Here is a 13,596-nt window from a genome sequence, read left to right on the forward strand (position 1 = left end):
GGGCAAAGAAACAACTAATTTAAAAAATTGGGCCAAGGATTCACAAATTTTAACCCTACGGTACAACCGCAATGCTAAGCACGGAAACATCAACATTTTTAAGTTGCAAGAGCGCTTTTGCACACGACTCTATGGTAGCGCCGGTGGTAATGACGTCATCTACCAAAAGCACATGTTTGAAAGAGGAATCAGCCTTGGGGTTAAGTTGAAACGCCTCTTTGGAGTTCTCCCAACGCAACTGTCTATCTTTTTTGGTTTGTGTTTTTGTGTTTATGGTCTTCAGAAGCAGATCATCCCGGTAATCGGCCCCAATGGAAGAGGCTATCTTTTTGGCAAACAAAGCTGATTGGTTATATCCTCGTTTTTTCAATTTTTTGCGATGTAAGGGAACAGGTACCACAACATCCACTTTTTTAAGAGTCCCATCATTTTTCAAAAGAGCACCGCACCAATCACCAAAAAACCCTCCAATTTGTTCCTGATTTTTGTATTTTAACCAGTGCAACAGGTTTTTTACAATCCCATTTTTTGAGAAAAAAACGAAGGCGGCGGCCTTTTTTATAGGAATTCTCCCATAAAATATACGGTCTACTGTGTTTTCTTCCAGAAAGTTATGATCGGTGAGTGGCACATCATGTCGACAAACGGCACACAAAATGTGTTCTCCCCCAAATAATTGGGTATTACATCCAAAACATACCTGTGGCAATAGGATGTTGTTAATCACGTTTAGTATCTTAGCCAACCTTTTTGGTATCAAATCTTATATGCGTTAGACAAGTCTATTAACCCATGGGTCCCCAAGATAACAATTTCAACTACAAGATTATCTTTGCTGCACTTGTTGCGGTCATCGTGGGTATTCTCATAGCTTTCTATTATAGTTATGCACAGTCCAAGAACCAAATGTCATTTTTGGAGGACGAGAAATCCATTTTGGTAAAGGACCTTACCTTAATGAAAGCCGAAGTAGACCGTTTATCCGGACTTAATGAAGTCAACGAAATTGAACTGCAAACATCCAGATTTAGGGTACAGCAATTGTTGGATTCTGTGGGAAGGCTCAATTTCAGCATCACCAAATTAAAGGAGACCCGAAAAGAGCTTCGAAAACTGGAAATTCGGTTTGATAGCTTAAAACTCAAAAACAACTTCCTACGGTATAACAACAGCTTAATGGCAAGTCGTTATGAAGAGACCCGCAGACAGCTTGAGGAACTCCGGGGAAAAGCCAGTTCCATGGAGCAAACAGAATCATTGCTGCGTGAAACCAACAGGGAGCTTACCCGTGAACTTCGCATAAAAAGCTATCTAAAATTACAGGATGCCGAAGGCAGCGGTTTCCGACTGCGAGCAGGAAGACCCATAAAAACCAACAAAGCATCCACTATTGAAAAACTCAGAGGTTGCGTTACTGTCCTGAGCGACCCCAATGAACGAGGCGATGTAAAAGTACTCTATCTCCAATTTTTAGACCCCAACATGGCCGTTATTGAAGACAACGCCAATACCATTTCCGTGAGTGGGAATACATACAGTAAAAAAGTGGAGATTGTCTACACGGGTAAGGAAATCAGTATTTGTGATGCCATTACGGTTCCAGAAGGTTCCTTGCTGGAAGGAATTTATACCCTTAATGTTTTTGAGGACGAAAGATTGCTCGCTTCCACAGAATTTCAGCTAAAATAACGTACTTCTTTTTGGGTAAAATTCTATTTTTGCCCAATGGCAAATCAGGAAGACATTTTTAAGAAGGTTATCTCCCACGCAAAGGAATACGGGTACGTGTTTCAATCCAGTGAGATTTATGACGGACTCAGTGCAGTGTATGATTACGGACAGAACGGTGCCGAGCTAAAGAAGAATATTCGCGAATATTGGTGGAAAGCCATGGTGCAACTCAATGAGAATATTGTGGGCATCGATGCTGCCATATTCATGCATCCCACCACTTGGAAGGCCTCGGGCCACGTGGATGCCTTCAACGACCCGTTGATTGATAACAAAGATTCCAAAAAAAGATACCGTGCCGATGTTTTGATCGAGGACTATGTAGCCAAGATTGAAGCTAAAATCGAAAAAGAAGTTGCTAAAGCCGAAAAGCGTTTTGGTGATAGTTTTGATAAGGAACAATTTTTGACGACCAACCCACGGGTAATGGGTTACCAAGAACAGGCGGATACCATCCTGAAGCGCATGGCCCGATCTTTGGAAAATGAAGATTTGGCCGATGTAAAAGCTTTGATTGAGGAATTGGAAATTGCCTGCCCGGTTTCCGGTTCCAAAAACTGGACTGATGTAAAGCAGTTCAACCTTATGTTCGGCACTAAACTAGGTGCTTCTGCTGACAGTGCCATGGATTTATACCTAAGACCAGAGACTGCCCAAGGTATTTTTGTCAACTTTTTAAACGTCCAAAAAACAGGACGGATGAAAATTCCATTTGGAATTGCCCAAACTGGAAAAGCTTTCCGAAATGAGATTGTGGCTAGACAATTCATCTTCCGTATGCGGGAGTTTGAACAGATGGAAATGCAATTCTTCATCAAACCTGGCACGCAAAAGGAATGGTACGAAGCGTGGAAGGAAAAACGAATGAAGTGGCACCTTTCCTTGGGAATGGGTGAAGACAACTATCGTTTCCATGACCATGAAAAATTGGCCCACTACGCTGATGCGGCGGCTGATATTGAGTTTAAGTTCCCCTTCGGGTTTAAGGAGTTGGAAGGGATCCACTCCCGTACCGATTTCGATTTGGGCAACCACGAAAAATATTCAAGCAAAAAACTGCAATACTTCGACCCAGAGGAAAACAAAAGCTACGTACCCTACGTGTTGGAAACCTCAATAGGGCTTGATCGTATGTTTTTGGCCGTTTTCTCCAACGCATTGCAAGAAGAAGAATTGGAAAATGGTACCACACGAACCGTTTTGAAGATTCCGGCGGTATTGGCTCCAAACAAAGTGGCAGTTTTACCATTGCTCAAACGGGATGGACTTCCCGAAGTGGCCCAGAAATTGGTGGATGAGCTCAAATGGGATTTCAATGTGGATTACGATGAAAAAGATGCTGTTGGGCGTCGCTACCGACGCCAAGATGCTGCGGGCACCCCATTCTGTGTCACTGTGGACCATCAAACGTTGGAAGACGATACAGTGACCATTCGTCACCGGGATACCATGGACCAGAAGCGTGTAAAACTTTCAGAGGTGAAGGATATCATCTCCAAAGAAGTGGACATGCGGTATTGGTTGCAGAAAATTTAAGGAAAACGAGGGTATTTAAAGTAGGATTGGATTATTTTCATGATGAAAGAAGAGGTTATTTATCATAATACCTTATAATTCTTCTTAAACAATCCATAAAGATCCTGTGACTTGGGAATCTATAGTTAGGGCCATAGGTTATATCGAGCAAAAATTTCCTATGACTCCTATATTCAATATAAATTCTTTGCCATTCGATTTGGTGCCTGGCTGCACCAATACCTCCAGCTTTAATCTCTGAAAAAAACCTTTTAAACTCAGAAAAGGGGATAATGGTTGGTGATTTTATTGGTTTTGCAAAAATATTGTTCTTGCGAATAATGATGATCTTTTTACCAGTGTCCAAAATTATTTGCGATGAAGTTTTATAGAATCTGAAAACTAAGAAAATCATAGTTCCTAATATAATCTCAGTGGTCCAGAACCATATGTTTGTGGGATTAGTGATTATTAAAACGGTGGGTATACAGAAAAGTAAAAAGAAAACAATCATAAACACACAAGAAAATCCATCATAATGATTTTTAATAGTAAATTTCTTGTGGTTTCCTTCTATGGTAAAATCTTCTTCCCGAAAGAAAAGAGATTTTATTTTCTTTGATAGTTTAACCAATTCAATAAAATTAACCTCAGGATCTTCAGAAACTATTAAGGTATGACCGGCAAACTTTTTAATGGTGTATTTCATCATAGATACACTTCAGAGTTCATTTCAAATATCTTTTACTGTTGAGTTTTTTAAGCGTAGAGATCTATCAGTTTTTGAAAATCACTGGCCGTGTCATTTGAAATTTTATTGCGCTCAGGTCTATCTATGCTATCTAAACCGATTGATTTTCCTTTCTGCTCTAAGTTGAAAGAAATATCGAAACAAATGGGAAGTGTATGATGCGCAAATTCATCTATGGGCTATTTGATCTGATAAGAGAACACTTTCATACAACTATTCTAAGTGGTATTGGGATTGATTATCACTCCACTCGAATGCCGTTAGGCGTCGCTACCGACGCCAAGATGCTGCGGGCACCCCATTCTGTGTCACTGTGGACCATCAAACGTTGGAAGACGAAACCGTGACCATTCGCCATAGGGATACCATGGACCAAAAACGTGTAAAACTTTCAGAGGTGAAGGACATTATCTCCAAAGAAGTGGACATGCGGTATTGGTTGCAGAAGATTTAATTTGTCATATTTACTGAATGGTGTCAGGTCGAGCGCAGTCGAGACCTATTTTTTAGCAATTAGGTCAATGACCTCTCGACTTAAGTTTATATTGAGCGTAGTCGAAAGATTCTAGGTGATATCTTTGCAATGTAGATTGTTAAAACAAGCCGGTAATCTCTCCATTCTCATTGATATCCATTCCTTCCGAAGCAGGATGCGCAGGCAATCCGGGCATCCGCATGATGTCACCCGTGATGGGAATCAAAAATCCGGCACCAACCGCAATTTCAATCTCGCGTACGGTGATGATAAAATCCTTGGGTCTTCCCAACAACTTGGGATTGTCTGATAATGATTTTTGTGTCTTGGCAATACAAACAGGGAGCTGCTCCAATCCCAAATCGGAAATTTTCCGAAGGTTGGCCTTGGCCTTTGCCGTGTAATCCACATATTCTGCTCCGTAGATTTCGGTGGCAATGATGGCTATTTTATCCGTAACACTGGATTTCCAATCGTACAGGGGTTTAAAGTTTGAGGTGTTGGACTCCACCACATCAATGACGTGCTGGGCCAAATCCAATGCGCCTTCCCCTCCTTTCGCCCAAACATTGGCAACCGCTACGCGAATACCTTTTGATGCTGCCAAATCCCTGATCACTTGAATCTCTTCCTCAGTATCAGAAGTAAACTTATTAATGGAAATTACGGGAACCACTTGAAACTTGGCAATGTTCTCCAAATGCTTTTCCAGATTGGGCAACCCTTTTTTAAGAGCATCCACATTGGGTTCAGTGAGTGATTTTAAATCGGCCCCACCATGATATTTTAGAGCTCGGATAGTGGTAGTAAGTACAACTGCTTTTGGTTTCAACCCGGCACTTTGGCACTTGATATCGAAGAATTTTTCGGCCCCAAGATCAAAACCAAAGCCTGCTTCGGTAACGGTATAGTCGGAGTGTGACATTCCCATCAGTGTTGCAATGACGGTATTGGTCCCTTGTGCAATATTGGCAAACGGCCCTCCATGGATAATTGCTGGATTCCCCTCAATGGTCTGTACCAAATTGGGTTTTATGGCATCTTTCAGCAAAGCGGCCATGGCGCCTTCCGCTTTTAGGTCCTTTGCATAAATGGGTTTTTTGTCAAAAGTGTAGCCCACAAAAATATTTCCCAAACGTTCTTTTAGGTCACTGAGGTTTTCGGCCAAGCAGAGAATGGCCATAATTTCTGAAGCAGCCGTAATGTCAAAACCCGTTTCCCGGGGAACACCCGAAGTAGTTCCTCCCAGACCAACAATCACATGCCGCAAGGAACGGTCGTTCATGTCCATTACACGTTTCCATCCAATGGTTCGCGGGTCTAAGAGCAGGGAGTTCGTTTTACTTTGAATATTGTTATCGATAATAGCTGCCAATAGGTTGTGGGCCTTTTCAATGGCAGCAAAATCCCCAGTAAAGTGTAGATTGATGTCTTCCATGGGCAACACTTGGGAATATCCGCCGCCCGTGGCACCACCTTTTATTCCAAAGACCGGACCCAAGGAAGGTTCCCGAAGCACCACTGTTGTTTTCTTTTTTAGTCGATTCAATCCTTCGGATAAGCCGATGGACATGGTGGTTTTCCCCTCACCAGCTGGGGTAGGGGAAATGGCCGAAACCAAAATAAGATTGCTCTTTTTGGCCTTTTCCCTATCAATTGCTTTTAGGGGGAGCTTGGCCTTGTACTTGCCATACATTTCAATGGCATCGGCGGGAATACCGAACTTTTCGGAAATAGCGGAAATGGGTTGCAGTTCAACCTCCTTCGCGATTTGCAAATCGGTCATAGTGTAGAAATTTTTGTGTTTGAAGGAATCAACTCGTCTTCCACCAAACTGATTTACAATATACTATAATCGGCGAATTAAATCTAAGACAAATGTTCCCCTGGGTTTATTCAACCCGAATGCCTTTTGTGGTAAAGGAAAGGCCCTGTTGTCCCGAAGTGGAGATCATCACCCCTTCAAAATAGGGTTCGTGGGTGTTGGGTTTTATAGACCATTGAAACAAGAAATTGGCCCCCGTTCCCCCAGATTGGTCTTTTTCATCAATCACAATTTCCACGGTTTCCATGGGTTTAATATAGATGGGTTTGTCAAAATACGTGCGGATGGAATTGCCATGCGTGTCAAAATATTCCGCTTTTCGGATGTAGGTGGTGTCCCTAAGGTTGGTGTTCCGCATACTGATAGTTCCTGTAAGGTTGTGTGTACGATGCTCCGTTTCACTATAGATTTGGGAATACACAGAAAGGTAACTAATGCCCTGTACCAAGGAATCACTGGCCGAAAGGGTTGCCATGCGGTTATTCCAGTTTACCGGATGCATGGAACTCACCTCCTTTTGCGCTTTTTCGGCGCAGGAAAAGATAAACAGTGACAAAACAATCAAGACCAACTTTTGCATAGGATGATGTTAGGTCTGACTAAGATACGGAATAGTAAATGTTGTAAACCCGGTTCTCGATACTTTTCCTTCGGAAAAACTCGAACTGACGGGTTTTCTGTGTCACCCTGAGCGCAGTCGAAGGGGACGTGGGATGTTCATTAATAGAATTTCTCATTGTCATGCCGAACTTGTTTCGGCATCCCTTGGTGGTGCGACCCTGAAACGGGCCTACCCGTCCGGTTAGGCGGGTTCAGGGTGACAAAAAACTACTAATTCGTAGTAACAAAACTCAAATGCACCAACTATCTTACCGCCATGTTGAATGAAACCCAAATCGCACAGCTCCAAGCATGGATCACCGACACCTACGGCACCACCGAAGCCCTGGCCCATTATCTGGATTTGGCCGTGGAAATGTTGTTTTACTTGGAAAAAGATGCCTTTGAGCAGATTGAAGTGCAGGATGTAGTGACGGCGTTGAAGGGGATAAAGCGGGTTTTGGGTTAAAATTATAAATTGTTGTCTAAAAATTTATTTTCTCTCAATGGTAACCCATGATTTATCAAATCCTATTGCTCTAAGTACCTTTTCTTTATCCAGCGTTTCAGGTTGCTTAATTTTAAGAATCAATGTATGCTCTGGGACTTTTTCTATGATAGTAAATTGGGAACCATGAGGCTGCCAAACAAAACACTTTTCTTTGGTTCCCTTTATAAACCCTTCTAAATTGCCTCTTGGATTCCAAAAAAATTCAAAAAGTTCAGCATCGTAGCGGATGGTGTCAAACTCAAATACGGCAACTTGGGAAAGATTGTCTGATTTAACCAAGACAACCGTACGTAGATGTTTGTATTTCTCTCGAATTGCGGAAACGCGTTCATTCCAAATTTCCAAAACTTGTTCTCCTATTAGATTTGGTTCGATAGTAGTATCTATAGTTCCGCCGTAAGAATAAATAGGTGAATTTCTTCCAGAAATCAATCGGACTTGTTTTAAATTTCTAAAATCCTTCACCCCAGATTTGACTGTTTTTGCACCCCAAGCTGTATTACCCATTACAACATCATCAAGACCAACATTCGAGGGCTTCCATTCAGCTCCAATGCAAAGAGCAAATATTTGCTCCCACTCATTTCCTTGTAAATCGGCACGACCTTTACTGGAAAGTAGGTATACGATTTCTTGGCCTAAAATATATGGGAAGTCTTTATTGAATTCATTTAATGGATATGCAGCAATTGATTTATTGACTGTTCTCAGTTTTGGTGATTGCTTTTTTCCCATTTTTAACTAGCATTAAAGCGCAAATCATACTCCCTTAAAACAGCGGTTTGATCCATTCCAATAGCGACATATGGCAATAATTTTAAAGCAACAGCTTTGATCATGTTTACAGGAACAGCATTACCAGCCTGTTTTCTTGCTTGGCCATCACTTACTACAATTCTATAAGTGTCAGGGAATCCTTGTAATCTAAACATTTCTCTTGGTGTGAGCCTTCTTTCCCCATTAACCAAAAGGTAATTGTAAGATGCTCCTGCTCTCAAGGCACATGAGTATGGATAAGAACAGATATTTCCAGATTTATTTTCATGCCAAATTGATGGATAATAGGAGGATTTATGGCTATTTTTTCTCTTTTCTTGAATATAGTCTGAAGCAAAATACTTTTTATTTACATTTTTTTCTAATATTTCTGAAAGAGGCTTATATGGTTTTTCGGGATTCGGAAAAGTGAACATTATAGGTTCTCTATGGCCTACAATCACTACTCTTTCCCTTTTTTGAGGCAACCCATAATCCAATGCATTCAATACACTGTAATTGACATGATACCCTAATTCTTTAAGCGATTTGAGGATAACTTTTAAAGTTTTTCCTTTGTCATGTCCAACTAGTTGTTTGACATTCTCTAAAATAAATGCTTTTGGCTGTTTTGCCTTCAGAATTCGAGCTATATCAAAAAAAAGGGTTCCTCTTGTATCAGAAAGACCTTTCATTTGACCAATTATGCTAAATGGCTGACAAGGAAACCCAGCAAATAGTATATCATGATCAGGTATATCCTCCTCGTTTATTTTAGTGATATCTCCATATGGCCTTTCACCAAAGTTTTCTTCATAGGAATCTTGAGCAAATTTGTCTATGTCGGAAGAGAATACGCATTTTGGGACAATGTCATTTTCATAACATGCCTCTTCGAATGCAACTCTAAAACCTCCAATACCACAAAAGAGGTCAATAAATGTTAGTTTTTCTTGATACATATTTCAAAGATACATATCTAAACTAATGTTTTTTAATTCTTTGTAATTTTACTATTCCCTAACCCATCCATCAGACGTTTCCCTAAAAAAGATACCCCAAACGCACTCCAGCAAAATAGTTTCTGGCATTTCCGGGGTAAAAGAAACGGGGCTGCGCACCACCAAAGCCCGTGGCATTGATCAACACGGATTGCGCATAATTCGTGTCAAACACATTATTGATTCCCGAGTACACTCCCAACGAAAAGGAGTTGGATAACTGCGTTTTGTACCCCAATCGGGCATTAAAAACGTTAAAGGAATCACTGCTCAAAGTATTGGCATCGTTCAATGGAATGTTGTCTACATATTGGTGGGTAAGGTTCAGCTGTAAACCGTTGGAATGTTGCAAGTCCACCCCAGTATTCAATCGATGTTTGGGCACTCCGGTCAGCGGATTGCCGGAATAGTCGTTATCCTCATCCACAAAATCTACAAACACATGATCGTTGAAGGTATAACTGAAATAGGGCGCCAAGGAAAGTTGGTTGGAGAGTCGAGCAATGTATTTTACGTCCATTTCCACGCCTTGGTGACGGGTTTCCCCTGCGTTGGCACCCACAAACTGGTCCTCGCCCACGCGTTGGGCCACCAAAAGGTTGTTAATATCCATTCGATATAGGGCCACGTTGGCCGAAAAGCGTTTTTGCAACCAAGTCCATTGCGCCCCAATTTCGTAATTGGTACCCGTTTCTTGAGCAATATCCGGATTTATTACACCCTCAGGTGTCAAAGTCTCTTCCAAACCAGGATTGGAAAATCCACGACTGATGTTGGCATATAGATTCCCATTGTTCAGGGCGTATTGCAATCCAAAACTGGGCAGAAGGATGGCATCAAAATCTCGAATAGCAGAGGTGTTGGCCGCACCTTGATTGAACAAATCCTTAAAGTTGTAATGCGTCTTGTTGAGGTTGAGCCCCACTTGGGCAGATAAGTCGGTGGTCAAGGCGTAGGTGAAGGTCCCAAAAGCATTGAACTGTCTTCGGAACTCGGTATTTTGGCTCAAACGGTCACCTTGAAGACTTCCATTGCCATTGTTGTCTTGGTAGAGATTTTCAAACGTGCCCCAATGGTATTCATCTTTGTAAAGTTCGGCCCCAAAGGTGTATTCAGCTTTGTCAAAACTTCCCTCAAATTGACTTCGGAAACCAAAACCATTGGTGAATTCATCCAAAATATTGAATGGACGTGGCTCGTAATGGTCCGTGTAGGTATAAAAAATACTACTGGTGTTTTTGAACGCTTCCGAAAATTGATAGGTGTGCGACAAACCTGTGAGTACATATTTGTTAGCTTCAAAGCCTTGGGCTGCCAGCCAGTTTCCAGCGGCGCGGGTAGGGTCTTCCTCAAAATCGGTCTGGTTGATGGAACTGGCAATACCCGCAGTGTAATCGATATAATTCACCAATACACCCACACTACTTTTTGCATTGAGGTTGATGTTACTGGTCAATAAAAATCCATCACGCTCAAAATAACTGTTCTGCCGATAGCCATCCGTTTCCAAATGGTTGTAATTAAAAGTTAGGTTGAAGGTTTTTTCAGAATGGGTGAAAGAGAGGTTGTCCTTCAACATATTGTATGAACCCACAGTGGCGGTATTGATAAGTTGGGTCTCATCTGTTTGTGCTGATTTGGTATCCAAAATAATGGCACCGCCCAAGTTGGTACCGTAGGCCGTTCCTTTTGGGCCTTTAATGACTTCAAGAGAACCCAAATTTTCTAAATCGAAAGCCTCAATATCAGAAAAATTAGTACCGTTGGTCACAGGAATGCCGTTGAAATACATTCGAAGTTTGTCAGTTCCGTACAAGGTTCTTGCACCCACTCCGCGAATGGTAATCCGGTTGGTGTTGATGGCTCCGGAAAGAATGTACACTCCTGAAATTTGGTTCACTGCGGATGGAATGTCGGTTGGGTTAAAGCGCTCAAAGGTTTTGGTGCTGATGGTTGACGAAGCCGTAATTCCCGTAGCTTTTTTGGGAGCGAGATCTTCGGTTAAGATAATCTCATCCAGCTGTGTTATGGAATCTTTTTGAACATCTTGACCCAAAATATGGGCTGTACAGAGTAGTGCTAGACTGTAAAAAAGAAGTTTCATTGTGTTTGTAGGGGAGTTATATGCGAACAAAAGCTATTATTTTTTAAGATTGATGGTTTTGCCATTTTTGGCACTCTTTCGGGCAGCATCCAAAATTTCTACAACGATCATATTATTTTCCAAAGAAGAAAGGTCATGTGGCGAAAGGGTAATTTTACCTCGGACGACTGAGGCAAGCAACGAAAAGGGATCGTTATACGGAGCAGGTCTTTCCTCCAGAACCATTTTTTCTTCGTCATAGCCATCATACCCTTCCGCTATACGGATGCGCAAGGTGTTGCGGTTATCGGCATAAATGGCTCCGGTAAGTCCATAGAGTTCCATATCTTTTCTGCCAATGGGCCAGTTCCATGAGGGTTCCAAAATGGCCTGGGAATCATCATAGGTAAGTATGATGGTGGCATCGTCATCCACTTTGGGATTGTTTTCGGCCTGAAGTTGCTGGGTTACCGCCGTAACCGTATTGGGACGCACTCCTTTTTTGAGCCAAGTCATAAGATTGGCCCCGTAACAACCAAAATCGGTAATAGCGCCACCACCATTGAGAATAGGGTCTTGCAGCCATTCCAAAAATTCTTGGTTGACCCCTATTTTAACGGGTCCCCGGTGTCCATCCCGCACAATGACTTTGCGCAAATCCCCAATTTTTCCCTGATCCAATAGTTCTTTGGCCATGTGATTGGTAGGATACCAGGTAGTTTCATAGTTGGTGAGCAGATGGATATTATGTTTTTCGGCCAAGGCCTTCATTTTTGTAGCGTGGTCCATATTTACGGCCAAAGGTTTTTCAACCATTACATGAATACCTTTTGGGGCACAGGTCTGTACAACTTTCAAATGGTCATATATGGTCCCAAAGGCCGTTACTGCTTCAGGTTTCGCAGCAGCTATCATTTCTTCCAGCGAATCGTAGACCAAATCCATGGAAAAACCATGTTGGTCGGCATATCGCTGGGCCAGCTCCCTATTGGATTCAGCGATGCCCACAAGTTCTATATCACCAATGTCTTCACGGCCCAAAATCCAATGGACATGGGTATGGGTTAGCCCGGCCACTCCAATTTTTAAGGGTTTTTCTTGGGATAGACCAACCGATACGTTAATCGTGCAAAAAATAAGGGCAATGAGATTGCGAAGCATGTGTTTGTTTAATTGGGCTTAAAAATAAGAACTAATCTGCCAGTTCTTTCAACAAAGTTGTTGTATTCATCACTTTGGCAAACTCATCCTTGAGGTTGGCCAAGGCAGCATCGTGGATAATATCAGCACTTAACCGTTTGCCATCCACTCCAATTTTATCAAAAGCGGCAGTGGAATCTGAAATCAAGGTAACGTTGAAACCCAAATTGGCGGCCATGCGTACTGAGGTGGAAATACAGTGTTCCACAGTTAGGCCAACAATGATTAAATCGTTTATTTTTTCCGATTTCAACCGAGTTTCCAGATCTGTTCCGATAAAGGCACTGTTCACATTTTTTGGGATGATAGGTTCATTGTCCAAGGGCTTTACCAAGGGATGGAAATCATTTCCAGCTTTACTCGGATGTAGGGGCGATTCTGGATTGGTGGAGCAGTGCTGCACATGAAAGATAGGCCATTTTTTCTGTCGGAAAACAGTCAGGATTTTTGAACAGTTGGCCTCCGCATGCGGATTGCTTCGTTCCGTTCCGTAAAATTCCATTTCCTGAAGACCTTGTTGAATATCGATAAGGAGTAAGGCGGTCATTCCCTAAAAATTTAGATTTAAAAATAGGCATTAAAACCGGAAACCCACAGACAGTCCCCCGCGATACATAAAGTCATCCTGAAAATCCTCTGGATTAATGTTCCGACCCAAACCACCGAAAATTTCCACGGTGAATCGTTGGTCTCGGGTAGACCATTTGTTGCCCAGACCCAATCCTAAAGCTGTGGTGCTGTAATCCCTGTTCGGTTGAAGGTCATTATCGATTTCATCCTCACCTGTGTAGTAGAGTCCAAAGGCTTCGGCAAAGAATCCGCTCCTGGGTTGATAGCCAAAATAGGCCCTAAAATTGGGTCCAATTCCAAAATCACCGTTGTAATCGGTGGCATCATTATCAAAATAAACCGTTGCACCAATACTGGCGTTTTCACTAAAGTAGTATTCGTAGGAGCCTTCAACCGTGGAAGTGGCCAAGAACAAACCTATGTTCAGCTTGATTTCATTGCTATTGTAAAGTGAAGGGTAGGCTTGGGCCGACATAACAAAACCAGAGAGCAGGAACCCAAGAAGCAAAAGTTTTTTCATGAGGCATGTTTTTAAATTCAAGAAGGATAATCAATTAGCATTCCAAAAACAAAGGTAC

The 13,596-nt window shown here is 42.0% G+C and carries 13 protein-coding genes and 1 pseudogene; 4 read left to right on the forward strand and 10 right to left on the reverse strand.

Going from position 1 to position 13,596, the window contains the following annotated elements; genetic code table 11:
* Positions 1-55 precede the first annotated feature (55 nt).
* A complete protein-coding gene (locus ACFOWS_RS12025) occupies positions 56-727 on the reverse strand; it encodes a ComF family protein (protein ID WP_379764851.1) in 672 nt (223 codons plus the stop codon).
* A gap of 65 nt (positions 728-792) precedes the next feature.
* Between ACFOWS_RS12025 and ACFOWS_RS12030 the strand changes: the two genes are divergently transcribed.
* Positions 793-1,689 (forward strand): hypothetical protein, encoded by an 897-nt coding sequence (locus ACFOWS_RS12030; protein ID WP_366585518.1) that lies wholly within the window; start codon positions 793-795, stop codon positions 1,687-1,689.
* 36 nt (positions 1,690-1,725) lie between these two features.
* A complete protein-coding gene (locus ACFOWS_RS12035) occupies positions 1,726-3,267 on the forward strand; it encodes a glycine--tRNA ligase (protein WP_379764853.1) in 1,542 nt (513 codons plus the stop codon).
* A 55-nt stretch (positions 3,268-3,322) separates the two neighbouring features.
* On the opposite strand, the gene ACFOWS_RS12040 is transcribed toward ACFOWS_RS12035, so the two are convergent.
* A complete protein-coding gene (locus ACFOWS_RS12040) occupies positions 3,323-3,958 on the reverse strand; it encodes a hypothetical protein (RefSeq protein WP_379764855.1) in 636 nt (211 codons plus the stop codon).
* 292 nt (positions 3,959-4,250) lie between these two features.
* On the opposite strand from ACFOWS_RS12040, the pseudogene ACFOWS_RS12045 reads away from it, so the two are divergent.
* Positions 4,251-4,451, forward strand: a pseudogene (locus tag ACFOWS_RS12045) (His/Gly/Thr/Pro-type tRNA ligase C-terminal domain-containing protein); the annotation flags it as partial.
* A 139-nt stretch (positions 4,452-4,590) separates the two neighbouring features.
* Here the strand turns inward: ACFOWS_RS12045 and ACFOWS_RS12050 are convergent.
* Complete coding sequence (locus tag ACFOWS_RS12050) at positions 4,591-6,258, reverse strand: formate--tetrahydrofolate ligase (RefSeq protein WP_379764857.1); 1,668 nt, start codon at positions 6,256-6,258, stop codon at positions 4,591-4,593.
* A gap of 106 nt (positions 6,259-6,364) precedes the next feature.
* Positions 6,365-6,877 carry a DUF3124 domain-containing protein gene (locus tag ACFOWS_RS12055; RefSeq protein WP_379764859.1) on the reverse strand — a complete coding sequence of 171 codons (513 nt, stop codon included), beginning with the start codon at positions 6,875-6,877 and terminating at the stop codon, positions 6,365-6,367.
* A 297-nt stretch (positions 6,878-7,174) separates the two neighbouring features.
* Here ACFOWS_RS12055 and ACFOWS_RS12060 point away from each other — a divergent pair, with 297 nt between their 5' ends.
* Positions 7,175-7,366 carry a hypothetical protein gene (locus ACFOWS_RS12060; protein WP_379764861.1) on the forward strand — a complete coding sequence of 64 codons (192 nt, stop codon included), beginning with the start codon at positions 7,175-7,177 and terminating at the stop codon, positions 7,364-7,366.
* A gap of 24 nt (positions 7,367-7,390) precedes the next feature.
* Here ACFOWS_RS12060 and ACFOWS_RS12065 read toward each other — a convergent pair whose 3' ends face one another.
* The 6 genes from ACFOWS_RS12065 to ACFOWS_RS12090 all read right to left on the reverse strand — a co-directional run bounded on the left by ACFOWS_RS12065 (position 7,391) and on the right by ACFOWS_RS12090 (position 13,538).
* A complete protein-coding gene (locus tag ACFOWS_RS12065; protein ID WP_379764863.1) occupies positions 7,391-8,143 on the reverse strand; it encodes a hypothetical protein in 753 nt (250 codons plus the stop codon).
* Positions 8,144-8,145: 2 nt separating this feature from the next.
* Complete coding sequence (locus ACFOWS_RS12070; protein ID WP_379764865.1) at positions 8,146-9,126, reverse strand: DNA cytosine methyltransferase; 981 nt, start codon at positions 9,124-9,126, stop codon at positions 8,146-8,148.
* Between the two features lie 82 nt (positions 9,127-9,208).
* Complete coding sequence (locus ACFOWS_RS12075) at positions 9,209-11,269, reverse strand: TonB-dependent receptor family protein (RefSeq protein WP_379764867.1); 2,061 nt, start codon at positions 11,267-11,269, stop codon at positions 9,209-9,211.
* Between the two features lie 36 nt (positions 11,270-11,305).
* A complete protein-coding gene (locus tag ACFOWS_RS12080; RefSeq protein ID WP_379764869.1) occupies positions 11,306-12,409 on the reverse strand; it encodes a Gfo/Idh/MocA family protein in 1,104 nt (367 codons plus the stop codon).
* Between the two features lie 31 nt (positions 12,410-12,440).
* Positions 12,441-12,995: a cysteine hydrolase family protein gene (locus ACFOWS_RS12085; protein WP_379764871.1), complete on the reverse strand. Its 555-nt coding sequence runs from the start codon at positions 12,993-12,995 to the stop codon at positions 12,441-12,443.
* A gap of 30 nt (positions 12,996-13,025) precedes the next feature.
* On the reverse strand, positions 13,026-13,538 hold the full coding sequence (locus ACFOWS_RS12090; RefSeq protein WP_379764873.1) for a hypothetical protein: 513 nt from the start codon (positions 13,536-13,538) through the stop codon (positions 13,026-13,028).
* Between the last annotated feature and the right edge of the window lie 58 nt (positions 13,539-13,596).

The organism is Flagellimonas marina, from assembly GCF_042651185.1.
In the GTDB taxonomy this organism is placed as follows: Bacteria; Bacteroidota; Bacteroidia; order Flavobacteriales; family Flavobacteriaceae; genus Flagellimonas; species Flagellimonas marina.